The organism is Leifsonia stereocauli, from assembly GCF_038432415.1.
In the GTDB taxonomy this organism is placed as follows: domain Bacteria; phylum Actinomycetota; class Actinomycetes; order Actinomycetales; family Microbacteriaceae; genus Orlajensenia; species Orlajensenia stereocauli.
The window spans coordinates 752,720-774,235 of the sequence record NZ_JBCAUN010000002.1 but is presented as its reverse complement, the minus strand read 5'-3'; the positions used below and the strand labels follow the sequence as shown (position 1 = coordinate 774,235).

The window sequence follows — 21,516 nt, the reverse complement described above, 5'->3', positions numbered from 1 at the left end:
ACGCACGATCGCACTGACGCACGCATCATGACCAGTACGGCCATCACCCCCAGAGACTCCGCCATCGTGGACGTCGAGGCGGCGATGGCCGTGCTGTTCACGCGTGCCGGTGCGACCTGGCGCGATTTCGCCGCCTGCGTGCACCCCGAACTGCAGCCCGCCGGCTACAAGATCCTGTCGACGTTGGTGCACCTCGGGCCGACCACCAGCGGTGCACTGGCCGAGCTGCTCTTCACCGACAAGAGCGTGATGAGCCGCCAGGTGCGGTGGCTGCAGGACAACGGACTGGTCGAATCGCACGCGGACCCCGATGACGGCCGGGTGCGCATCCTGGCTGCGACGACGGATGCCCGCAGCCGCGTCGAGCGAGCCCGATCGAACAACACCGAGGTGTTCCGCGAGCAGCTGCGACGGTGGCCGCGCGAGGATCTCGGCCGCTTCGCCGAGATGATCGGCCGGCTCGGAGCGTGAGCGGACCCGGGATCCTCTACTCCCCCACCCCCACCATGACCGGCGATGATGCCGATCTGAATAGGATTGCGCCCATGAGCGACGACCACGAGCCGCCGACCGACGAGCCCGATACCGCAGCGGACACCGCGGCCGATGAGGCGATCGCCGATGTCGAGGGGCAGCTCAGTGCTCTCTTCAACAGGGTGCGCTCGAACTGGCGTGACTACGCCGCGAGCGTGCACCCGGAACTGCAGCCTGCCGGTTACAAGATCCTCGGGCACCTCGTGCGACAGGGTCCGGCGCACGCCGGGGTCCTTGCAGAGCAACTGCACACCGACAAGAGCGTGATCAGCCGCCAGGTGCGCCTCATGGAGCAGCTCGGCCTCGTCGAGAGCACGGCCGATGCGAGCGACGGGCGCGCTCGGGTGCTGGTGGCCACCCCGCTCGCCGTCGAGAAGGTCACCGCGATCCGCCGCACCAACCAGGCCAAGTTCTACGAGCTGCTGCGCACCTGGCCTGAAGACGACATCCGCAAGTTCGCCGAGCTGCTGGGGCGACTGACCATCTGACTACCCTCGCGGCCCCGTCGCCGCCTCGCTGCGAATGGCCGTGCGATTCGCAGCGCTCAGGATGAGCACCGATCCCGCGAACACGGCGATCATCACGGCCAGCACCACCCCGGAGACGACGTACTCCGCCGGCTGCCCGATCAGGCTCACGATCTCGAGCACGACGCCGGCAGCACCGACGACGATCCCCAGGATGGTGACGAGGTCGTTCGGTCCGCCGAGGTGCCGAACCGCGGGATAGCGGCGCGAGATGCTGAAGGCGATGGCACCGACCACGAACCAGAGCACCGCGATGACCAGCGTCACGATGCCCAGGACGGCGAAGGTGGGTGACATCCCCCACAGCGGCGCTGTGCCCGCGACGACGATGAGGAGCACCGCGAAGCCGACCATGCAGGCGATGCCGCGTCGCTTCGCGAGCTTGGCCGGCTCGGAACTCCAGACGCGCGCGCTCATTCGGTGACGAACTGCGGCCAGGACTGCACCCCTGACGCGGCCCCGCCCAGGGTGCTGCGCGAGAGGGCCGCGACCCCGTAGAGCACTGCCGTGCCTCCGGCGAGGGCGGCGACGCCGGCCGCCAGCCCTCCGAGGGCCGCCGGCGGCGCGAGCGGCAGCCCGAACACCGTCACAGCTGCGCCGGTCGCCGTGGCGAATCCGACGATCACCGCGATGATCGCTCCGACGACGCAGGTCCAGAAGGCGATGATCCCGCCCGCGAGGATCGTCAACGCACTGGCGATGCTCGCTGCGAAGTCGGCGCCGAGCGAACCGAGCGCCTCGCGCTGGGGAGCCAGGGATTGCCGGTACTGGTCGGCACCGTCTCCCTTCCAGCGGTCGTCGACGAGCAGATCGCTGTCGTCGATGTCGCGAACGAGATTCTTCGACACTCCGCCGACGTCTTCACGCCAGGCGGTCGACGCCCCGAACAGCCCGAACGGGTTGCCGACGTAGCTCAGCTTGTCGGTGAACCAGTCCCAGAACTCGCCGAGCTTCTCCATCAGGGCGTTCCACCCGTCGATCAGCTTGTCGACGATCCAGTCGAGGAAGCCCGGGACCTTGGAGAGCGTGGAGTTCACGATGCGGGTGAGCTCCTCGACCTTGTCCTGCAGCTTGCCGATCATCTCGCGGACTTCCTGTGCCGGATCCATCAGTTGACCTCCCACATCTCGGCGAGCGAAGCCTGGATGGCGGCATCCGTGCCCTCGAAGTCCTCGCGGATCTCGCGCAGGGCCGTCGCGGCACCGCGGGTCTGGGTGGCGCCGTCGGCGAGCAATCGGAGGACGGCGGTGCGAATGCGTGCGTATTCGTCGGCGACGTCGATTCCGGCGAAGGAGAACTCGCCCCGACCGAGGTCGAGGGTGGCGACGCTGGTGGAGATCCGGTCGAGTCCGTCGGCCACGCCGTCCCACCTCCCGGCGTCCTTCGTGAGGGCGTCATATGCCACAGCGATGTGATCGGCCATGATGGTCAGTCCTTTCCCATGAGGATCCTGGCGAGTGCCGACGGATCGTCGACCACGGCGGCGTACCGTTCGAGCGGAGTTCCGGCCAGGGGGTTCTCCGGCACCGTCGCGGAGGAGGCGGCGGAGGCGATGGCCTGATTGATCGCGCGGGTGATGCTGTCGGCCGGCTCCGTGCCGAGCCACTCCTCGTCGAGCACGAGAGCGGTGACCCCACCCGATCCGTCGACAGTCGCGCGCACCCGACCCTGCGCACTGGCGGCGGAGTGAGTCGCGCTCAGGCGTGCCGAGATGATCTGCATCGCGGTGTCCATGCCCGCGTTGACCTCTTCGAGCATCGTCATCATCTGAGCGAGGACGGCGGTCGCGTCGAGCGAGTCGCCGGCGTCCGCGAGGGCCGCCTGCACGTGCGCCGCCGGGGTCTCGTTCCTGGGAGGGAGCGGAGTGACTGTCTGCACGGTCTCGTCCTCGGCGACGGTCTCGCCCCACTGGCGTGCACGTTCGGCCGCGAGCTGCACGACGAGGTCGACGATGACCGCCCCGAGCTCGTCCGGACGGTGGGCGGACTTCCAGCGATCACCGACCACCACCGAGAGCACGCGCGTGTCGGAATCGAATGCGACTCTCACCGATCCTGAGGTGTCGGATGCCGCGGACACCGTCGGAATCGCGGAGTAGACAGCCGCGTCGCGTTCGAGTTCGTCGCGGAAGTCGAGAATGTGGTCGGCGTCGTTCATGGTCTCCTCATCGAGCGGCAACGGACGGCCGACGGGAGCCCTCACCCGAGAAGCTGACGCCCCCTCAGCCTCCGTCATCCTTTCACAGCCGGGTCGATTCGGAAGAGGGTGTCGGGCGGGAACTGTGATCTCGATACGCCTGCTCGCTGCGCTCGCGGGCTACTCGATCAGCGGGCGGTCGCGCGGAAGGATGACGGTGAACGTGGTGTCCCCGGGTTCGCTGGCCACCGACACCGTTCCGCCGTGGGCCTCGACGACGGCCTGCACGATGGCGAGGCCGAGGCCTGTGCTCCCGGTCGCCCGGGTGCGCGAGACGTCGCCGCGGGTGAAGCGCTCGAACAGCGTTCCGCTGATGGCGGGATCGATGCCGGGACCGTCGTCCTGCACCGTGATCGACACGGAGTCGCCGGCATCCGTCAGCCTGGCGACCACGGATGTGCCTCCCGGCGTGTGCACCCTGGCGTTCGCCAGCAGGTTCACCACGACCTGGTGCAGGCGGGGAGCATCGCCGTCGACGACGACCGGCTCTTCAGGGAGGTCGACCTCCCAGTCGTGGTCGGGACCTGAGACGTGGGCGTCGCCGATGGCGTCGATCATGATGCTGGTGAGATCGACCGGATCGTGCGCGAGCTCCCGACCCTCGTCGAGCCTGGCGAGCAGCAGGAGGTCCTCGACCAGACCGGTCATGCGGACCGACTCGCTCTCGATTCGCGAAAGCGCGTGCGCGGTGTCCGGCGGCACCTCCTGACCGGAACGGCGCGTGAGCTCTGAGTAGCCACGGATGGAGGCGAGCGGCGTGCGCAGCTCGTGGCTCGCGTCCGCGACGAATCGACGCACCTTCTGCTCGGACTCCTGGCGGGCCTCGAGGGCGGCGCCGACGTGATCGAGCATGGTGTTGAGCGCTGCCCCCACCTGCCCGACCTCGGTGCGTTCGTCGGCGTCGGCATCAGGAACCCTCTCGGCGAGGGCGACCTCGCCGCGATCGAGCGGCAACTGGGCGACCCGTTGGGCGGTCTGCGTCACGCGGGTGAGCGGACGCAGCGCGATGCGCACGATCCGGGCACCGAGGAGAGCCACGATGAGGATGCCGAGGAGAGCGACGATCGCGATGGTGATGGTGAGCTGGATCACGGTGGCGTTCACTCCGGCGAGAGGGAGGCCGATGACGACCTTGCCGCCATTGCGATCCTCGACGGCGACAGCGCGGTACTGGCCGAGTGGTTCGCTCAGCGTGACCGTGTGTGGCTGTCGGTCTGCGGGCACCGCTGCGAGCGCGTCACCCTGCTCGACGGTGATCCGGGTGATATCGCCGTTCGTGTCGAGGAGGCCGGCCGACTGCACGGCCCCGTCCTGCGCGACCACGGCGATCGTTCCCTCCGCCTGACTGGGCACCCCGAGGATGTCGACGGCGTCCGGGAGCCGGAAGCTCGGCCGCCCGCCGTTCGGGTTCTGCGGGATACCGACGGCCACGTACCCACGCTTGGTGGCACTGGCCAACTGGGTGTCGACGCGATCCATGAGCGACGCCTGCAGCACGAGCACGCTCACCAGGCCGATGACGGTGCTGACGACGGCGAGCACGGCGATGACGGTGATGAGCAAGCGGCGCACCAGGGTCATCGGCGCACGCGGGCCTGTGACCTCTGCAGCGGCATCCGTCGGCGTCCGGTCCTTGGTGAAAGCCGTGACGCCGGCGACCCTCTGCTCGCTCATACGGCTTGCTTGATGAGATAGCCCGCGCCGCGCACGGTGTGGATCATCGGCTCACGTCCGGCGTCGATCTTCTTGCGCAGGTAGGAGATGTAGATCTCGACGACGCTGGAGCGGCCGCCGAAGTCATAGCTCCAGACGCGATCGAGGATCTGCGACTTGCTGAGCACACGACGCGGGTTGCGCATCAGGAAGCGCAGCAGTTCGAACTCCGTCGCCGTGAGCTCGATGAGTTCGCCGGCGCGGGTGACCTCGTGGCTGTCCTCGTTGAGCATGAGGTCGCCGATCTCGATGACGGGGTCGGATGCCGACGCCGACGTCAACGTCGAGCGCCGCACCAGCCCGCGCAGTCTCGCCACGACCTCCTCGAGGCTGAACGGCTTGGTGACGTAGTCGTCGCCGCCGGCGGTGAGGCCCTTGAGGCGGTCGTCGAGTGAATCCTTGGCCGTGAGGAACAGCACAGGGGCCTCCGGACGGTCCTCGCGGATGCGCGCCAGCACCTGCAGGCCGTCGATGTCGGGGAGCATGATGTCGAGCACGACGGCGTCGGGGCGGAACTCGCGGGCGGCCGCGACGGCGCTGCGGCCGTCGGCGGCGGTGCGCACGTCCCAGCCCTCGTAACGCAGGGCCATCTGGAGCAGGTCGGTGAGGGTGGACTCGTCATCGACGACGAGCACGCGCACGGGGGTGCCATCAGCGCGGCGGATGCCGCCGGCGAGCTGGCGGACGGGGGCCTGGTCGGTCGATTCAGTCGTCATGGTGCTTCCCAGTATCCGCATCCGTCTATGAGTCGTCTATGAGGCTTCAGTGTCGTGGCTGTGAGTCTCCGGGTGGTCGAGGCAGCGAGGGCGGCGCGTCCATAGCGTCCCCACAGCCTCGCCATAGTGCCGCGATAGCGGCGGCCCCTACCGTCGGGTCATCCACCTGAAGGAGCAGAATGTTTTTCACCTACCTCCGGCGTGAGCTCGCCGGGCGGCGCCGCCAGACGGCGATCATCGCCATCGGCATGGCCCTCGCCATCGCCCTCGTCATCATCGTCAACTCCGTCGCCGCGGGCGTGAAGACCGCCCAGGCCTCGGTGCTCGAGTCTGTCTACGGCGTCGGAACCGACATCACCGTGAGCCAGACCCCCACCCCGCCGGCCGAGGGTGAGGAGGGCGATCGCGGCCGGTTCCAGTTCGGAGCCGACGACGGCACGACCAGCGACGACGGCACCACAGCGGTGAGCCAGTCGCGGCTGTCTGCAGGCTTCGGCTCGAGCACCTTCGCTGCGACCGCTCTCGACACTGTGACCGGTATCGACAACGTGTCTGCGGCATCCGGGACCCTCTCGCTCACCAACACGACCTTCAACGGCGAGATGCCGCAGTTCGACCGCGACAGCGGAACGACCGACGGGGCCCCCACCGACCAGGGCGCTGCGCCCCCGCAGGGTGGAGCCGACGGTGCCGGCGGCAGCGCCTTCGACGTCGACAGCTTCACCGTGCTCGGCCTCGACCCGACCGCTGACGCGATCGGTCCACTCTCGGCCGTCACCCTCGCGGAGGGTCGCACCCTCGACACCGATGACACCGGCGCCGACGTGGCCGTGCTCGACGCCGACTACGCCACCAGCGCCGAGCTCGCGGTGGGCGACACGATCGACATCGGCGGCACCGACTTCGAGATCGTCGGGACCGTCACGTCGAACTCGGCCGACGCTGCCAGCGCCTCGAACGTCTACATCCCCCTCGACGTCGCCCAGGCCCTCTCGGGCGAAGACGGCAACATCTCGAACATCTACGTGCAGGCGGCATCGTCGACCGACATCGCCCAGGTGCAGGCCGACATCGAGACCGCGCTTCCGGATGCCACGGTCTCGACCCAGGAGGACCTCGCGTCGAGCGTCTCCGGCTCGCTCGGCACCGCATCCGACCTGGTGGCCAACCTCGGCCTCTGGCTCTCGATCGCCGTGCTGATCGCGGCGTTCCTGATCGCGATCCTGTTCACCATCTCGGGCGTGACGCGTCGCACCCGGGAGTTCGGGACCCTGAAGGCCATCGGCTGGTCGAATCGTCGCATCGTCGGCCAGGTCACCGGCGAGTCGCTGGTACAGGGTCTGATCGGCGGCGCCCTCGGCATCGTGATCGGCGTGATCGGCATCACCGTGATCAACATCATCGCGCCGACCCTCTCGGGCACCGCCTCGACGGGCGGGATCGACGCGGCCGCTGGGGCCGGCGCCGGTGGCGCGGGCGGTGCGGGCGGTGGACGCGGCTTCGGCGGCCCGATGGCCGCCGCGACCCAGGCCACCACGGACATCGCGCTCAATGCGCCGCTCACCCTCTCGGTGATCGCCGTCGCCGTGGGCCTCGCCGTGCTCGGCGGCCTCATCGCCGGGGCGTTCGGCGGCTGGCGCGCGGCCCGCCTGCGCCCCGCCGAGGCCCTGCGCAGCGTCGGCTGACCCGCATCCGTCTCACATCGACGCTCGACCAGGAAAGACAGGGAACCATGTACACCCTCAGCAATGTCAGCAAGACCTACACGCAGGGCAAGCGCACGGTTCACGCGCTCAAGGGCGTGAACCTCGCCATCGGCTCGGGCCAGATGGTGGCCATCCAGGGTCCGACGGGCGGCGGCAAGTCCACGCTGCTGCAGATGCTCGGCGGCCTCGACCGGCCGTCGGGTGGCACCATCACCCTGAGCGACCAGGACATCTCGACGATGTCGGACGGCAAGCTCGCGCACGTGCGGGCGAAGGAGATCGGGTTCGTCTTCCAGGGCTTCAACCTGATCCCGACGCTCACGGCCCAACAGAACGTCGAGACTGCACTCGAGCCGCTCGGTGTCTCGGGAGCCGAGCGGTCGAAGCGTGCGACGGATGCGCTGGCCTCCGTCGGGCTCGCGGACCGCGGCACCCACCTGCCGAATGAGCTGTCGGGCGGTCAGCAGCAGCGCGTTGCGATCGCCCGGGCGCTCGTGAAGGAGCCGGAGGTGCTCCTCGCCGACGAGCCGACGGGGAACCTCGACGAGGAGACCCGCGACGAGATCATGGACCTGCTCGAGGGCCTGTGGCGCGATCGCGGGCTCACGCTCATCGTCGTGACGCACGACTCGGCCGTGGCGCGGCGGGCCGAGCGCCGGCTGCACATCAAGCAGGGAGCAGTGCGGGAGGTCTGAGACGTGGCCGCCCGGCGGGGGACAGCCGGGCGGTCACCCGATCGAGGTGACACGAATCGACCTTCCGCGCCGGCGGGAGGTCGATTCGCGTCATCTCGACGCCATGGGGGATGAGGGCGGGTCAGTCCTCGACGGTGATGCCGAGCTGGTCGGCGAAGAGCGACGCCAGCTCGGCCACCTGGTCGGGCGTGAGCGTCGCGCCCTTGAGGCCGGGCAGGCCCACGATGCGACGGAGATCGACCGTGCGCAGGTCGACGTTGCGCAGCTCCGCACGGGTGAGGTCGATCGTGCCGACACGCGTGCCGGCGAAGGAGACCCTGTTGGCCTTCGCTCCGCCGAGGTCGAGTTCGTCGATGGTGCAGTCGGTGAACTGCACGTCCTGCAGGTGGGCACCGCGCAGGTTCACGAAGCCGAGCTTGCAGTTCGAGATGTGCACCGACTGCCACGATGCGTCGTAGAACTCGGCGGATCCGATGCGGGAGGAGTCTAGGCTGACGTCACGGAACCGCGAGCGGGCGGCACTCAGGATGGGGGCGTTGAGGCGCTCGATCGTGGTGTCGAGGAAGCTGGCCGTGCGCAGGTCGGCCTCGTGCGCCGAGACGTCGAGGAAGGCGCACTCGCTGAAGGTGGCGCCCTGCAGGTCTCGTGCGGTGAGATCGATGCCGGCGAAGCGCTCGGCATCGTGGCTGTCGTGCGGTTCGAGGGCGTCGGCATCGCCATCGAGCAGTTCGGGGGGACGGATGCGGTCGATGCGCGGAGCGAGGGTGCGAGGGGTCGGTGCCATGGTGGGTCAACTCTTCCACGCGAATGTGCTCGGTGAGGGCCGAGCGGAGCGACCGCCCGAAGCGCGCTCCGTCGACGCCGCATCCCGGCGCGCTTCGCCCGCGGACTTCGTCCGGGCCTCAGCGAGCGAAGCTGGAGCGGGCGGCGAGGAGGTGGCCGGCCCTACTGGTTCGAGAACGCCGCGTCGAACGAGGTCGACGGGCGGTCCCACAGCAGCGAGCGGATGTAGGCGAGGGCCTCGGGCGCTCCGTGCAGCCTGTCCATGCCGGCGTCCTCCCACTCGATCGAGATGGGGCCGGTGTAACCGACGGCGTCCAGAGCCCGGAACGAGTCCTCCCACGGCACGTCGCCGTGCCCTGTCGACACGAAGTCCCAGCCGCGGCGCGGGTCGCCCCACGACAGGTGCGACCCGAGCACGCCGGCGCGACCGTTGCGCGGCCGCATCCGGGTGTCCTTGCAGTCGACGTGGTAGATGCGGTCCTTGAAGTCCCAGATGAATCCGACGGGGTCGATGTTCTGCCACATCATGTGCGACGGGTCCCAGTTGAAACCGAACGCGGGCCTGTGGTCGATGGCCTCGAGAGCGCGCACCGAGCTCCAGTAGTCGTAGGCGATCTCGCTCGGGTGCACCTCGTGGGCGAACCTCACACCCTCGGCGTCGAAGACGTCGAGGATCGGGTTCCAGCGGGCGGCGAAGTCCTCGAAACCGGCCTCGATGACCGAAGCCGGCACCGGCGGGAACATGGCCACGAACGGCCAGATGCTCGACCCCGTGAACCCGACGACGGTGTCGACCCCGAGCCTGCGTGCGACTCTGGCCGAGCGCTTCATGTCGTCGGCCGCACGCTGCCGCACCCCCTCGGCGTCGCCGTCGCCCCAGGTGTAGTCGCGCACGATGGCCTCGTGCCTGAAGTCGATCGGGTCGTCGCACACGGCCTGCCCCGTGAGGTGGTTCGAGATGGCGAACACCTGCAGGCCGTGGCGGTCGAGGATGGCGCGGCGCTCGTCGAGGTAGCCGCGTTCCTCCTCGGCACGCTTCAGGTCGAGGTGATCACCGGAGCAGGCGATCTCGAGCCCGTCGTACCCCCACTCCGCCGCCAGCCGCGCCACCTCCTCGAAGGGCAGGTCGGCCCACTGTCCGGTGAACAACGTGACCGGATGGCCGGGCTTCGTGGTGCCGGCATCTGAGTCGGTCATGATCTCTCCCTGTCGTCCTGCAGTGCTGTGAGGTAGTCGAGCGAATCTGCCGCAAGCGCGTCCTGGGTGAGCGCGAGCGGGCGCCATACGGAAGCGGCGACGGCGATCGTGGCGTTCTCGCCCGTGAAGCTCTCGAGCCCGAGCGGCCCGGTGTAGCCCGCGTCGTCGAGAGCGTCGAGGAAGGCCGGCCAGTCGATGTGGTCGTCGCCGACGGCGCCGCGATCGTTGCCGCAGACCTGCACGTGCGCGATGTGCGCGCCGGCGGTGCGGATGGCATCGCCGATGCTCTTCTCCTCGATGTTGAGGTGATAGCTGTCGAGCGCCAGGCCGAGTCCGCGACCGAGCAGCGGGCCGAGGGCGTCCAGTGCCTGGTCGACGGTGTTGACGAGGCTGGTCTCGTAGCGGTTGAGGGGTTCGATGGCGAGACGGATGCCGCCCCGCTCGGCGCGGTGCACGACAGGCGTGAGCGCGGCCTGCAGTTCTCGGTAGTGCTCGGCCCTGTCGGCGTCGGTCATGCGCCAGGCCCGTCCGGTCGCGGCGTAGAACGGACCGGCGACGACGCTGGCGCCGACGGCCTCGGCGACCCCGATGCAGTGCACGAGGTAGTTCTGGGTGGCCACGACCTCGGATGCCGGAGCGGCGACGAGATTGCGACCCGGACCCATGGCGCCCACCACGATCGGCAACAGCCGATGTTCGGCGAGGACCTCGCGGGCGAGCTCGGGCGACCAGTCCCCCACGGACTCGACGGGGAGCTCGATGGCGCCGAACCCCATGCCGGCCGCCTTGGCGGCGAGCGCCGCGAGCGAGGCGTCGTCGAGCGGGCTGGTCCACACCCAGGTGTTGACGCCGATGGTGCGACGCATCCGTGTCTCCTCTCGCGCAAGCTGCATTGCATGGCGACTGGCGAGGCTCGAGCGAGCCTCGCCAGTCGGCAGCGTACCGGTTACGGGATCTGGCGCTCCTGCCAGACCGTGGGGTAGCCGGGCAGGTCCTCTCCGCCGAACTTGGCGTAGTGGCCGTCGGGCATGCCCTCGTTCGCAGCGAGGTACTCGTCGAGGTCGTCACTCGTCACGGGGCTCTGCGGGAGCACCCACTCCTTCGGAACCTCCTCGCCGGCGAAGATCTTCTGCGCGGCGAGCAGCGGCGTGCGCCACTGGAAGTTCGAGTACACCGTTCCGAGTCCGGTGAGGCCGGTGTCCTTCCACTTGCGCAGGAAGCTCAGCTCGTCCTCTCCGGTCATGACCGGGTAGTCGACTCCGGCGTCCTCGAACGCCTCGATCGCTGCGACGGCGCCGTCGCCGGCATCCATCCAGATGCCCTTGACGTCGCCCTTGGCGAGCTCGTCGGAGATGATCTTCTTGATCTCGACGGGGTCGGCACCGGTGAAGTAGTCGACGGCGTCGATCTTGGCCTCGCCGAACAGCTTCTCGGCCGCGGCCCAGCGCTGCTCGAGCACGTCGACACCCGGGAGGATGCGGAGCGCCACGACCTTGTCGCCTTCTTCCAGGTTGTCGATCAGGAAGTTCGCCGAGTCGATGCCCCACGCGAAGCCGCCGATCGGGTGGATGAACGTGACGGGGCAGTCCGTCTGCACACCGCGGTCGAACACGATGACGGGCTTCCCGGTGTCGCAGGCCCGCTCGACCGCCGGAGTCATGGCCGCCGTGCTGTTCGGCGAGATGACGAAGAAGTCGCAGTTGCCCTCGTTGATGAAGTAGTCGATGTCGGCGATCTGCGTGTCATCGCTGTCCTGCGCGTCACGCGTCTCCAGCTCGCTGATCGCACCGGACTCCTGCAGCACCTTGAGCTGCTCGTTCATGGTGATCCAGCCGGTCTGGCGCCACGGGTTCGAGATCGAGGCGTTCGCGAAGCACCCCTTCTTCGCCCCCTCGCTCGCGAACTCCGAGGTGTCGACCATCTCGGCGTTGATGTACTGCAGGTAGGGCTGTCCATCCGGCCCCTCGGGAACGACCCCCCGTTCCTCGTCCTGCTTGTCGAACAGGGCCTGGTCGAACCACTCGACCTCGGCCTCCTCCGTGGCCGCGGCGTCGTCCGACGGAGCGGTCACGCTGGGATCGGTCGTGCAGCCGGCCAGTGTCAGCAGCGCAAGCGCTCCGACCATGGCGGATGCCACATGCATTCGTCGCATCACAAACCTCCTTGGTTGTGTTGGATCAGCCCTCTGCCTCGAGGGAGTGGATTGCAGGTCGAGTCGCGCCCGACTGTGGGGGCGACTCCTTCTCCCGTGCGGGTGAAGTCTCAGGGGCGCCGTCGACAGGTCCGTCATCGGCGTCGACCGGCGGGCCGGCGACATCGGTTCGTCCGCGACGGCGAGCGCGGAACGAGACGGCGGAGTAGGCCACGGCGGCGATGATGATGACGCCCTGGATGGCGTCGCGCAGCGTCGACGGGACCCCGGCGAAGTTGAGCAGGGTGAACAGCGCCTCGAGGGCGAACGCCCCCGCCGCTGCAGCGACGACCCAGCCGCGTCCACCGCCGAGGACGACGCCTCCGAGGACCACGGCCGTGATGGCCGTGAACTCGTAGCCCCGGCCGACGGAGGGGTGCACACCGGCGTACCCGACCAGCAGGATTCCGGCGAGCGTTGCCGACAGGGACGAGAGGATGAACGTGCTGGTCTTCACCCACCAGGTGCGCACACCGGCGAAGCCCGCCGCGGTGGGGTTGTCTCCGAGGGCGATGATGGTGCGGCCGAACGGACGCTTGCTGAACCAGATGGCCGCAGCGAGCACCACGATGAGGATGAGAACCGACCACGGGATGAGGTCGAGCACCGGCACGTCCTGGATGCCGCCGCGACCGATCTGCCTGAAGCTGTCGTCGGGGTTGCCCGTTGCGGCACCGCCGGTCCAGTAGAGCACTCCGCCGAGCAGGGCCAGCATCATGCCGAGGGTCGCGATGAACGACGGCACGCGCAGGAACGACACGATGAGGCCGTTCACCAGTCCCACCAGCACGCCGAAGGCCAGCATCAGGAACAGCACCGGAATGGTGCGGCTCTCCTCCTGCCCGACCAGGTTGCCGGCGATGACCACCTGCGCTGTCACGACGGAGCCCATCGACAGGTCGAACTCCCCGCCCACGATCACGAAGTACTGCCCGATCGCCACGATGGCCACGGGAGCGACGCGCTGGATGAACCGCATCAGCTGGCCGGGTTCGGCGAAGCTCGGGTTGAGCACTGTGATGGCGATGAGGAGCACCGCGAGGAGCAGGAACACCGCTCCACGCGGGCTCACGAGTGCGCTGACGATCTTCATACCGACCCTCCCTTCACGGAGTCCGAGATCCGGTCGGACGGCGACGGGTCGACATCCGGATCCGTATCCGCCCCGCCGTCCGCTCCGAACCTGGCCCGACGACGCTCCACCTGCCGTGCCGTGTAGACGGCGACGGCGGCCACGATGACCACGCCGCGCACCACGTCCTTCATGAACGGATTGACCTGCAGCACGCTCATCAGGTTGTCGAGCACGGCGAAGATGGCGACGCCGCCGATGGTTCCCCAGACCGAGCCCCGACCACCCGCGAGGATGGTTCCGCCGAGCACGACCGCCGCGATCGAGAGCAGGTCGTAACCGCCCTGGGTGCCCACGGTCGGACTGCCGACTCCGAGCCGGCTGGCGAGCAGGAGGCCGGCGAAGGCCGCCGTGACCGAGCAGAGCACGTGCGCGACGATGATCGGCTGGGCCGTGCGGATGCCGGAGAGCCTGGCCACCTCCTCATTGCCGCCGACGGCGAACATGTGGTTTCCCGTGCGGGTGCGGCTGAGGAACAGCGCCGCGAGCAGGGCGACGACGATCATGAGGATCGTCGACACCGGGATGGGCCCGACGCCTGTCGCCCCGATGAGCTGGAACTCCCACGGCACGTCGCCGCTGGTGCCCTTGTAGTTCGTGTCGAGGTAGCCCTTGATGATGAGGCCCATGCCGAGCGTGGCGATGAAGCCGTTCACGTGCAGCTTCGTGACGATCAGGCCGTTCACGAGCCCGATCACGGCTGCCACGGCGAGCGCCGCCAGAACGGCCGGGGCGATGTTGGCCGCGCTGCCCTTCATCGTGTCGGCGGCGATGAGGCTCGACAGGCTCACGACGTAGGGAACGGAGAGATCGAGCGATCCGCAGAGGATCACGAGGGTCTGCCCGATGGCCACGAAGCCGAGCACGCTCATGCCCGTGAGGATGTCGCGGATGTTGCCCGCACTGAAGAAGCTGCGTCCGACCGTGGCGACGAGGATGGCGCTCACGATGATCACGCCCAGCAGGGCCAGGTAGACGAGCGCCGTGGAGTCGATGCGACGACGACGACGGAGCGGGCGAACGGATGCCTCACTCATGCGACACCTCCCAGGTCGGTGCCGGCGCTCGTCGGCGCGTGGCCTGTCGCTGCCGAGAGCACGGCCTCCTCGCTCGAGCCCGACGGCAGCTCTGCGGCGATGCGGCCGTCGTGCATGACGAGGATGCGGTCGGACATGCCGATGACCTCCGGCAGTTCGGACGAGATCATGAGGATGGCGACCCCCTCCCGGGCGAGAGTGCGCATGAGCGCGTAGACGGCGATCTTGGCGCCGACGTCGATGCCACGGGTGGGCTCGTCGAGCAGCACGACGCGGGGCTTCGTGGCGAGCCACTTGGCCAGTACGACCTTCTGCTGGTTGCCCCCCGACAGGAACTGCACCTCCTGGTCGAGGCCGTGCGAGCTCACCTCGAGCGAGGTCATCACCCCGGGGATCGACCGCCGCACCTCGGCCGTGCGCCGTGCGAACACCCCGCGGATGACGAGCAGGGCATTGTCGAGCACCGACTGGTTCACGGCCAGACCCTGCGCCTTGCGGTCCTCCGTGATCAGGGCGATGCCCCGGCGCACGGCCGTGCGCGCGCGGGTGATGCGCACGGTCTCGCCATCGAGGGCCACCGATCCGCGGGTGAACGGCGTCACCCCGAAGATGCCCTCGACGAGCTCGGTGCGCCCGCTCCCCTGCAGGCCGGAGACCCCCACGATCTCGCCGGCCCGCAGCTCGAGGTCGATGCCGTCGACGAAGCCGTTGCCGGCATCCGTCACCGCCAGACGCACGTCGCCGACTGTCGTGTCGTCGAGGGCCGCCGGGAAGAAGGTCTCGATCGAGCGGCCGACCATGCGCCTCACCAGTTCGTTGGTGTCGAGCTCTGACGTCGGGCCGGTGCTGACGAGGGCGCCGTCCTTGAGCACCGTGATGGTGTCGCAGAGGTCGAAGATCTCCTTGAGCCGGTGCGAGACGTACAGGATGGCCACGCCGCGCGCCTGCAGCCGACGGATGATCGCGTAGAGCAGCGCCACCTCGTTGTCGGAGAGGGCGGCAGTGGGCTCGTCCATCGAGATGACGCGGGCGTCATAGGAGAGCGCCTTCGCGATCTCGACGATCTGCTGCTCGGCCACGGTGAGGGTGCCGACACGCGAGGTCGGGTCGATGAAGTCGATGCCGAGCTCGGACAGCAGCGACCTGGTCGCGGCGACCATGCCGCGCTGGTCGACGAAGCCGGCCCGGCGCGGCTCGCGGCCGAGGAACACGTTCTGCGCCACGCTGCGCTCCGGCAGCAGGTTGAACTCCTGGAACACAGTGGCGAGGCCGGCTTTCATGGCCTGCACGGGATGCCCGAACTCCACGGCCTCGCCACCGAGGGAGACCGTGCCGGCGTCGCGCTGGTAGACGCCGGCGAGGATCTTCATGAAGGTGGACTTGCCTGCTCCGTTCTCGCCGACGAGTCCGTGCACCTGACCCGGGTACAGGGTGAGGCCGACGCCGCGCAGCACGGTGACGCCGAAGAAGCCCTTCTCGAGGCCGGCTGCGACGAGGACCGGTTCCTGGGCGTTCACTCGGCCACCTCCACCCAGAGACCGGATGCCGCTGACGCGAGCACGGCATCCGTCACCCGCACCGCCCGCAGGCCGTCGGCGAACCGGGGCAGTCCGTCGGGGTCGGCCCCATCGATGGCCGCGTAGCTGTCGGCGACGAAGGCGTTGAAGGCGTCCTGGTAGCCCATCGGGTGCCCGGCCGGCACGAGCGAGAGTCGCGCCGCAGAGGGAGCGAGCACATCGGTGTCGCGGAGGATGCGCTGCGAACCCGTGCGACGACCGAGCCAGAGCTCCTCGGGCCGCTCCTGGTCGAAGCGGATGCTCTCGGCGGTTCCAGCGATCTCGAGCACGAGGCTGTTCTTCCGTCCCGGGGCGACCTGCGAGATGAGCAGGGTGCCGACGGCCCCGCCGCGGAGTTCGACCACCAGCGCCACGAGGTCTTCCGTGGCGACGTCGGTGTGGGCTCCACGGTGGGCGTGCACCGTGCGGGTCGTCGCCGAGAGCCTGGCGATGCGATCGCCCGTCACGAACTCGAGCAGGTCGACGAGGTGGCTTCCGATGTCGGCGAAGGCCCGCGACGGGCCGCCGAGGCCGACGCCGACGCGCCAGTCGTCTGACTGCGGCTCGAGGAGCCAGTCCTGCAGGTAGCCGCCCTGGATCGTGAGCAGCCGGCCGACCTCGCCGGCGGCGACGCGGGCGCGGGCTTCGCGCACCATCGGGTGGTAGCGGTACACGAAGGGCACGGTCGCCGTGAGGCCGCGGTCAGCGGCGCGCTCGGTGAGGGTGGCGGCATCCGTCACCGTGGTCGCCAGGGGCTTCTCGCAGATGACGTGCTTGCCGGCGTCGAGCGCCGCGAGGGCGAGGGCTGCATGCGTGGTGTTCGGGGTGCAGATGTGCACGATGTCGATGCCGTCGTCGGCGAGGAGCTCGTCGACGGAGATGTAGGAACGGTCGAGCCCGAGGCGTAGGGCGGCGTCGGCGGCGGATGCCTCGCTCGAGGATGCAGCACCGCCGAGCTCAGCGCGAGCGGCGCGAGCTGCGCGGCTGTGGACCGAGGCCATGAACCCGGATCCGACGAAGCCGACGCGGATCGCGGTGGCGGGTGCGATGACGTCCGTTGTCATGGGGCGAGTGTGGCACACATCAATCGACTTTTGCTAGTCAATCGACATAAGTTGCAAGTTCGAGATCAAGTCATTGCTCTACGAATCGACGAAGACCCTGTGCTTTACTATGCGAATGGTCGACATCAGCCGGGGATCGGCGCTCGGAACGTCGGGTGCCAGCGAGCTGTTCCAGCTGCTGCGGGATGGCCGGCCTCGCACTCGGGCCGAACTCGCGACCGTCACCGGGCTCGCCAGGTCGACGATAGCCACACGTGTGGACTCCCTGATGGCGCTCGGACTCGTCTCCCCCGTCGGCGACGCCCTCTCGACGGGCGGGCGTCCGCCGTCGCGCTTCGCCCTCAACCCCTCGGCCCGCGTCGTGCTCGCGGCCGACCTCGGCGCCTCGCACGCCACGCTCGCCGTGACCGACCTCTCGGGAACCGTGCTCGGCGAGCTGCGCGAGGCCATCGACATCGCCAGTGGACCTGAGGCCGTGCTCGGCTGGATGGTCGAGGCCGCCACCACCCTGCTCGCCCGCATCGACCGCGATCACGACGAGCTGGTGGCCATCGGCATCGGCGTGCCCGGGCCTGTCGAGCACTCCACCGGACGCCCGGTGAACCCGCCGATCATGCCCGGCTGGGACCGCTTCGATGTTCCCGGCTGGGTGCAGCAGCACCTGCAGGTGCCCGTGCTGGTCGACAACGACGTGAACATCATGGCCCTCGGCGAGCGCGCCTACGCCTGGCCCAACGCCGAGCACCTCATGTTCGTGAAGATCGCCACCGGCATCGGCTCCGGCGTCATCTCGAGCGGCCGCCTGCAGCGCGGAGCCCAGGGCATCGCCGGCGACATCGGCCACGTGCAGGTCGCGCGCGGCGTCGGCATCCCGTGCCACTGCGGCAACCGCGGCTGCCTCGAGGCACTCGCCTCGGGCCCGGCCATCGCGCGGGACCTGCGCAAGGCAGGCATCGACGTGGCGACGGGCAGCGACGTGGTCGACCTGGTCAAGCGCGGCAACATCGAGGCCATCCAGGCAGTGCGCCAGGCCGGACGCGACATCGGCGAGGTGCTGACAACGGCCGTGAGCCTCATCAATCCCTCGGTCATCGCCATCGGCGGATCGATGGCACGCGCAGGCGAGCACCTCATCGCCGGAGTGCGCGAGATCGTCTACACGCGCTCGATGCCGCTGGCCACCGAGCACCTGGCGATTGTGCAGTCATCGGCGGCGGAGAACGCGGCCGTGCTGGGCGCCAGCATGCTGGCCATCCACCACGCGCTCTCGCCCGAGGGCATCGACGCGCTGGCGACGAAGTAGAGAGCGGATCGACCCCGCCGCTCGCTGATGGCCGAGCGGAGCGACCGCCCGAAGCGCGTCTGCGACGACGAGGCGCTTCGACCGCGGACTTCGTCCGGGCCTCAGCGAGCGGGTCCTGAGCCGCCCGGCAGGAGCGCTTCGACCGCGGACTCCGTCCGGGCCTCAGCGAGCCGGTCCTGAGCCGCCCGGCAGGAGCGCTTCGACCGCGGACTCCGTCCGGGCCTCAGCGAGCCGGAGTTCCGAGAGGCGAAGGGCGCGCCGCGATGCGGAGCGTCGTGTCGCGCGGCGTCCGAGGCGCGAGGGACAATGGGACTGTGACCGATACGCTGCTCGACCTCTTCGCCGAGGCGCAGCCCACGGTCGCGGCGGCTCCGGCTCCGGCATCCGTTCACCCGGCGATGCGTCGCATCGTGGCTGATTCGAGCGACCGCGTCGCCTGGCTGCGGGCGCGCTCCCGCGGCATCACGGCGACGGACGTGGCCAAGCTCGCAACGCCACGCTCCATTCAGGCTGCAGCCTACGAGAAGCTGCACGGCACCACGTTCGGCGGCAACCCGTTCACCGACCACGGCCGCGCTCGCGAACCCGTCATCGCCGAGTGGGTGCTGCGCCGGCACGGGATCCTCTCGAGCAGCGCACTCTTCCACGCCGAACACGAGTCGCGCCACCTCGCCACCCCCGACGGCTACGTCGTGCGCTCATCCGGCAGCCTCGAACTCTGCGAGATCAAGACGACCTCGAAGCCCTGGCGCAACATCCCGCGCTCGTACCTACGCCAGGTCTGGTGGCAGCAGTACGTGCTCGGCGCCGACCGCACGCTCGTCGTCTGGGAGCAGCACGAGGATTTCATTCCCGTCTCGAACGAACCGCTCTGCCGCTGGGTCGAGCGCGACGAAGACCAGATCGCCATCCTCGTGGGCCTCGCCAACGCCCTGATCGACGAACTGCACCGACGCACGCGATGACGGTCCTGCTCCTGCACGGGCTCGGCTCCGACCGGAAGTACATGCTCGACGTCTTCGGGCCCGTGCTCGCGACGCTCGCTCCCGGTGAGCGTGTGATCGCGCCCGATGCGCGCGCTCACGGCGCCTCTCCCCTGATCGGCACTCCCGCGGACTTCGCCCTCGACCGGCTGGCCGCCGAGGTGGAGGCGTCCGTCGCGGCCCAGACTGCAGTTTCGGTCGATTCGGGGGACGCGGAGTCGACCAGAACTGCAGAGTCGGCGGTCGGGGCCGGCATCACCGTCGTCGGAGTGTCGATGGGAGCCGCTCTCGCGCTGCGGATGGCGCTGGCGGGCCGCATCCGCATCGACCGGGCGCTGTTCGTGCGTCCGTCGTTCACCGACAGGTCGATGCCCGAGAACCTGCGCGCCTTCCCCGTGATCGGTCAGCTGCTGCACGATGTCGGACCGGTCGAGGGGCAGGTCCTGTTCCGCGAGACCCCGGCCTACCGCAGCGCCGTCGACGCGTCGCCGCTCGGCGGTGCCGGGCTGCTCGCGCAGTTCCGCTATCCCCTGGCCGTCGAGCGGGCCGTGCGGCTCGTCGAGGTGCCGCGCAACCGCGCTTTCGACTCGGAGACCGAGTTGGCATCGCTGGGAGCTCGGATGCCGACGGCGGTCATCGGAGCACCCCGCGACCCCGTGCATCCGTTCCCCGCCGCCGAGCAGTGGGCAGGCGCCCTCGGTTCGCCACTCACAAGGCTGCCGGCGCGCGACGACGGCCAGCCCGCGCAGCTCGCGGTGCTGCGGGCCGCCTTCGGGGAGTGGCTGCGGGCGTAGGCGGCGACTTCGGCCCTTCGGCCGCGGGCTTCGCCCGGGCCTCAGCGGGCGGAGGGGCGGGCTTCGGCCGGGCCTCAGCGGGCGGAGGGGGCAGAATGAAGCCATGCCGGAACCTCTCCCCGAGACCATGCGCGCCCTCGTCGTCGATCGCCTCGGCGACGCCGACGAGTTGCGCCTAGCCGCCGTCGCCATGCCATTGCGCATCGCCGACGAAGTGCTCGTGCGCGTCATCGCGGCGAGCGTGAACCCCATCGACGTGAAGACGCGCTCGGGGCGCGGATCATCCGCAGCCATCAGCTCATTCCCGTTCATCGGCGGGTCGGACTTCTCGGGTGTCGTCGCCGCGGTGCCCTATGCGCAGCATCCGTTCCCCGTCGGCACGCCCGTCTTCGGCATGGGACGCGTGCCGCGGGTCGGCGGCAGCTTCGCCGAGTTCGTGACCGTCGCCTCCACAGCCGTCGCCGTGAAGCCTGCGAACCTCAGCCACGTCGAGGCTGCAGCGGCTCCCGTCGCCGCGCAGACCGCATGGGGCATGCTGCAGCTGGCCGGGATCGGCGCGGGCGACAGGGTGCTGGTGCATGCCGGCGCCGGGGGCGTCGGCCACTTCGCCGTGCAGTTCGCCCGGCTCGCCGGAGCCCACGTCATCGCCACGGCATCCGCAGCCAACGCAGCCTTCCTGCGGGAGCTCGGCGCGCACGAGACCATCGACTACGCCGCCCAGCGCTTCGAGGACGTCGTGAGCGACGTCGACGTCGTGATCGACCTCATCGGCAACGTGCATGACGACACCGGCTCCCGCTCACTCGAGGTTCTGCGCGAGGGAGGGTGCCTGGTGAACGCGCCGACGGGAAGCTGGCCGACCATGCAGACGGATGCCGCAGCCCGCGGCATCCGAGCCACCGGGTACAACGTGCCTGCCGACGGGCGGATGCTCGCCGAGATCGCCGCGCTCCTGGAATCGGGTGCCGTGCGGGTGCACGTCGACCGCGAATTCCCCCTCGAGGACGGCGCCGACGCCCAGCGCGCAGTCGAGGGCGGGCATGTGCGGGGCAAGGTCGTCGTCCGCGCGGCCGAGGAGCCGGCGCTGTGACGGGCGAGCGGAGGGCGCCATCGAAGATGCGCTCGATCGTGGTCGGCGGCGTGTTCGTGATCGTGGGGCTGCTCTGCGCAGTGGCCGCCGTCGTGATCGCCGCGCGCGCCGGCGGCGACCTCTCGACCGTCGTCGGCAGCGGCGGGGCGAACCGCACCGGCGGCGCCGCACCGGCCTGGTTCGCGATCGGCATCACCGCCGTGCTCGCGCTGCTCGCCTGCGTGACCGGAGTGTTCGTCGCGATCGTCGGCTGGCGAGCGGCGGACAGCGCGGAACGCGAAGCGGACAGGTAGGTTGAT

Annotated in this window: 23 protein-coding genes; 9 read left to right on the top strand and 14 right to left on the bottom strand. The window is 69.5% G+C overall.

Annotated features, from left to right (window positions below):
• The first annotated feature begins 27 nt into the window (after nt 1-27).
• Both AADV74_RS12505 and AADV74_RS12500 read left to right on the top strand, forming a co-directional pair.
• Nucleotides 28-471: a MarR family winged helix-turn-helix transcriptional regulator gene (locus tag AADV74_RS12505; RefSeq protein WP_342114541.1), complete on the top strand. Its 444-nt coding sequence runs from the start codon at nt 28-30 to the stop codon at nt 469-471.
• A 74-nt stretch (nt 472-545) separates the two neighbouring features.
• A complete protein-coding gene (locus AADV74_RS12500) occupies nt 546-1,022 on the top strand; it encodes a MarR family winged helix-turn-helix transcriptional regulator (RefSeq protein WP_342114539.1) in 477 nt (158 codons plus the stop codon).
• On the opposite strand, the gene AADV74_RS12495 is transcribed toward AADV74_RS12500, so the two are convergent.
• The 6 genes from AADV74_RS12495 to AADV74_RS12470 form a co-directional block, all read right to left on the bottom strand.
• Nucleotides 1,023-1,478: a hypothetical protein gene (locus AADV74_RS12495; protein WP_342114536.1), complete on the bottom strand. Its 456-nt coding sequence runs from the start codon at nt 1,476-1,478 to the stop codon at nt 1,023-1,025.
• Nucleotides 1,475-2,170: a hypothetical protein gene (locus AADV74_RS12490; protein WP_342114534.1), complete on the bottom strand. Its 696-nt coding sequence runs from the start codon at nt 2,168-2,170 to the stop codon at nt 1,475-1,477. The genes AADV74_RS12495 and AADV74_RS12490 overlap by 4 nt, the downstream gene beginning before the upstream one ends.
• Nucleotides 2,170-2,484 (bottom strand): hypothetical protein, encoded by a 315-nt coding sequence (locus tag AADV74_RS12485; protein WP_342114533.1) that lies wholly within the window; start codon nt 2,482-2,484, stop codon nt 2,170-2,172. Before AADV74_RS12485 ends, AADV74_RS12490 begins: the two co-directional genes overlap by 1 nt.
• A gap of 5 nt (nt 2,485-2,489) precedes the next feature.
• Nucleotides 2,490-3,263: a YbaB/EbfC family nucleoid-associated protein gene (locus tag AADV74_RS12480; protein ID WP_342114531.1), complete on the bottom strand. Its 774-nt coding sequence runs from the start codon at nt 3,261-3,263 to the stop codon at nt 2,490-2,492.
• Nucleotides 3,264-3,377: 114 nt separating this feature from the next.
• Nucleotides 3,378-4,931 carry a sensor histidine kinase gene (locus tag AADV74_RS12475; RefSeq protein WP_342114528.1) on the bottom strand — a complete coding sequence of 518 codons (1,554 nt, stop codon included), beginning with the start codon at nt 4,929-4,931 and terminating at the stop codon, nt 3,378-3,380.
• A complete protein-coding gene (locus AADV74_RS12470; protein ID WP_342114526.1) occupies nt 4,928-5,686 on the bottom strand; it encodes a response regulator transcription factor in 759 nt (252 codons plus the stop codon). The genes AADV74_RS12475 and AADV74_RS12470 overlap by 4 nt, the downstream gene beginning before the upstream one ends.
• Before the next feature lie 179 nt (nt 5,687-5,865).
• On the opposite strand from AADV74_RS12470, the gene AADV74_RS12465 reads away from it, so the two are divergent.
• Together AADV74_RS12465 and AADV74_RS12460 are read left to right on the top strand one after the other, a co-directional pair.
• A complete protein-coding gene (locus AADV74_RS12465) occupies nt 5,866-7,371 on the top strand; it encodes an ABC transporter permease (protein WP_342114524.1) in 1,506 nt (501 codons plus the stop codon).
• Nucleotides 7,372-7,418: 47 nt separating this feature from the next.
• On the top strand, nt 7,419-8,087 hold the full coding sequence (locus AADV74_RS12460) for an ABC transporter ATP-binding protein (RefSeq protein ID WP_342114522.1): 669 nt from the start codon (nt 7,419-7,421) through the stop codon (nt 8,085-8,087).
• A 121-nt stretch (nt 8,088-8,208) separates the two neighbouring features.
• Here the strand turns inward: AADV74_RS12460 and AADV74_RS12455 are convergent, their stop codons facing one another.
• The 8 genes from AADV74_RS12455 to AADV74_RS12420 all read right to left on the bottom strand — a co-directional run bounded on the left by AADV74_RS12455 (nt 8,209) and on the right by AADV74_RS12420 (nt 17,047).
• Nucleotides 8,209-8,871 (bottom strand): pentapeptide repeat-containing protein, encoded by a 663-nt coding sequence (locus tag AADV74_RS12455; protein ID WP_342114520.1) that lies wholly within the window; start codon nt 8,869-8,871, stop codon nt 8,209-8,211.
• Between the two features lie 161 nt (nt 8,872-9,032).
• A complete protein-coding gene (locus AADV74_RS12450; RefSeq protein ID WP_342114518.1) occupies nt 9,033-10,067 on the bottom strand; it encodes a sugar phosphate isomerase/epimerase family protein in 1,035 nt (344 codons plus the stop codon).
• Nucleotides 10,064-10,933 carry a sugar phosphate isomerase/epimerase family protein gene (locus AADV74_RS12445; protein WP_342114516.1) on the bottom strand — a complete coding sequence of 290 codons (870 nt, stop codon included), beginning with the start codon at nt 10,931-10,933 and terminating at the stop codon, nt 10,064-10,066. Before AADV74_RS12445 ends, AADV74_RS12450 begins: the two co-directional genes overlap by 4 nt.
• A gap of 80 nt (nt 10,934-11,013) precedes the next feature.
• Complete coding sequence (locus tag AADV74_RS12440) at nt 11,014-12,219, bottom strand: substrate-binding domain-containing protein (RefSeq protein WP_425287297.1); 1,206 nt, start codon at nt 12,217-12,219, stop codon at nt 11,014-11,016.
• A 25-nt stretch (nt 12,220-12,244) separates the two neighbouring features.
• Nucleotides 12,245-13,351, bottom strand: coding sequence for an ABC transporter permease (locus tag AADV74_RS12435; protein WP_342114512.1), 1,107 nt, complete (start codon nt 13,349-13,351; stop codon nt 12,245-12,247).
• Entirely contained in the window at nt 13,348-14,427 is a 1,080-nt protein-coding gene (locus AADV74_RS12430; RefSeq protein WP_342114511.1) for an ABC transporter permease, read from the bottom strand. Before AADV74_RS12430 ends, AADV74_RS12435 begins: the two co-directional genes overlap by 4 nt.
• The gene (locus tag AADV74_RS12425; protein WP_342114509.1) at nt 14,424-15,944 is read right to left on the bottom strand and encodes a sugar ABC transporter ATP-binding protein; all 1,521 of its coding nucleotides are present in this window, start codon (nt 15,942-15,944) and stop codon (nt 14,424-14,426) included. Before AADV74_RS12425 ends, AADV74_RS12430 begins: the two co-directional genes overlap by 4 nt.
• Nucleotides 15,941-17,047, bottom strand: a complete 1,107-nt coding sequence (locus tag AADV74_RS12420) for a Gfo/Idh/MocA family protein (protein WP_342114507.1) — start codon at nt 17,045-17,047, stop codon at nt 15,941-15,943. The genes AADV74_RS12425 and AADV74_RS12420 overlap by 4 nt, the downstream gene beginning before the upstream one ends.
• Before the next feature lie 115 nt (nt 17,048-17,162).
• On the opposite strand from AADV74_RS12420, the gene AADV74_RS12415 reads away from it, so the two are divergent.
• From AADV74_RS12415 to AADV74_RS12395, 5 genes are all read left to right on the top strand, one after another.
• Nucleotides 17,163-18,350 (top strand): ROK family transcriptional regulator, encoded by a 1,188-nt coding sequence (locus AADV74_RS12415; protein WP_342114505.1) that lies wholly within the window; start codon nt 17,163-17,165, stop codon nt 18,348-18,350.
• 398 nt (nt 18,351-18,748) lie between these two features.
• Nucleotides 18,749-19,315, top strand: coding sequence for a YqaJ viral recombinase family protein (locus AADV74_RS12410; RefSeq protein ID WP_342115179.1), 567 nt, complete (start codon nt 18,749-18,751; stop codon nt 19,313-19,315).
• On the top strand, nt 19,312-20,127 hold the full coding sequence (locus AADV74_RS12405; protein ID WP_342114503.1) for an alpha/beta fold hydrolase: 816 nt from the start codon (nt 19,312-19,314) through the stop codon (nt 20,125-20,127). Before AADV74_RS12410 ends, AADV74_RS12405 begins: the two co-directional genes overlap by 4 nt.
• A gap of 103 nt (nt 20,128-20,230) precedes the next feature.
• Nucleotides 20,231-21,217 (top strand): NADP-dependent oxidoreductase, encoded by a 987-nt coding sequence (locus tag AADV74_RS12400; RefSeq protein ID WP_342114500.1) that lies wholly within the window; start codon nt 20,231-20,233, stop codon nt 21,215-21,217.
• On the top strand, nt 21,214-21,510 hold the full coding sequence (locus tag AADV74_RS12395; protein WP_342114498.1) for a hypothetical protein: 297 nt from the start codon (nt 21,214-21,216) through the stop codon (nt 21,508-21,510). The genes AADV74_RS12400 and AADV74_RS12395 overlap by 4 nt, the downstream gene beginning before the upstream one ends.
• Nucleotides 21,511-21,516: the final 6 nt, after the last annotated feature.

Excerpts from the sequence above, each read along its gene's own strand:
- AADV74_RS12465 (WP_342114524.1), top strand. The coding sequence starts at position 5,866 with ATGTTTTTCACCTACCTCCGGCGTGAGCTCGCCGGGCGGCGCCGCCAG.
- AADV74_RS12495 (WP_342114536.1), bottom strand. The coding sequence starts at position 1,478 with ATGAGCGCGCGCGTCTGGAGTTCCGAGCCGGCCAAGCTCGCGAAGCGA.
- AADV74_RS12415 (WP_342114505.1), top strand. The coding sequence starts at position 17,163 with ATGGTCGACATCAGCCGGGGATCGGCGCTCGGAACGTCGGGTGCCAGC.
- AADV74_RS12420 (WP_342114507.1), bottom strand. The coding sequence starts at position 17,047 with ATGACAACGGACGTCATCGCACCCGCCACCGCGATCCGCGTCGGCTTC.
- AADV74_RS12505 (WP_342114541.1), top strand. The coding sequence starts at position 28 with ATGACCAGTACGGCCATCACCCCCAGAGACTCCGCCATCGTGGACGTC.
- AADV74_RS12475 (WP_342114528.1), bottom strand. The coding sequence starts at position 4,931 with ATGAGCGAGCAGAGGGTCGCCGGCGTCACGGCTTTCACCAAGGACCGG.
- AADV74_RS12460 (WP_342114522.1), top strand. The coding sequence starts at position 7,419 with ATGTACACCCTCAGCAATGTCAGCAAGACCTACACGCAGGGCAAGCGC.
- AADV74_RS12485 (WP_342114533.1), bottom strand. The coding sequence starts at position 2,484 with ATGGCCGATCACATCGCTGTGGCATATGACGCCCTCACGAAGGACGCC.
- AADV74_RS12450 (WP_342114518.1), bottom strand. The coding sequence starts at position 10,067 with ATGACCGACTCAGATGCCGGCACCACGAAGCCCGGCCATCCGGTCACG.
- AADV74_RS12500 (WP_342114539.1), top strand. The coding sequence starts at position 546 with ATGAGCGACGACCACGAGCCGCCGACCGACGAGCCCGATACCGCAGCG.
- AADV74_RS12435 (WP_342114512.1), bottom strand. The coding sequence starts at position 13,351 with ATGAAGATCGTCAGCGCACTCGTGAGCCCGCGTGGAGCGGTGTTCCTG.
- AADV74_RS12405 (WP_342114503.1), top strand. The coding sequence starts at position 19,312 with ATGACGGTCCTGCTCCTGCACGGGCTCGGCTCCGACCGGAAGTACATG.
- AADV74_RS12410 (WP_342115179.1), top strand. The coding sequence starts at position 18,749 with ATGCGTCGCATCGTGGCTGATTCGAGCGACCGCGTCGCCTGGCTGCGG.
- AADV74_RS12440 (WP_425287297.1), bottom strand. The coding sequence starts at position 12,219 with ATGCGACGAATGCATGTGGCATCCGCCATGGTCGGAGCGCTTGCGCTG.
- AADV74_RS12400 (WP_342114500.1), top strand. The coding sequence starts at position 20,231 with ATGCCGGAACCTCTCCCCGAGACCATGCGCGCCCTCGTCGTCGATCGC.
- AADV74_RS12430 (WP_342114511.1), bottom strand. The coding sequence starts at position 14,427 with ATGAGTGAGGCATCCGTTCGCCCGCTCCGTCGTCGTCGTCGCATCGAC.
- AADV74_RS12445 (WP_342114516.1), bottom strand. The coding sequence starts at position 10,933 with ATGCGTCGCACCATCGGCGTCAACACCTGGGTGTGGACCAGCCCGCTC.
- AADV74_RS12470 (WP_342114526.1), bottom strand. The coding sequence starts at position 5,686 with ATGACGACTGAATCGACCGACCAGGCCCCCGTCCGCCAGCTCGCCGGC.
- AADV74_RS12490 (WP_342114534.1), bottom strand. The coding sequence starts at position 2,170 with ATGGATCCGGCACAGGAAGTCCGCGAGATGATCGGCAAGCTGCAGGAC.
- AADV74_RS12455 (WP_342114520.1), bottom strand. The coding sequence starts at position 8,871 with ATGGCACCGACCCCTCGCACCCTCGCTCCGCGCATCGACCGCATCCGT.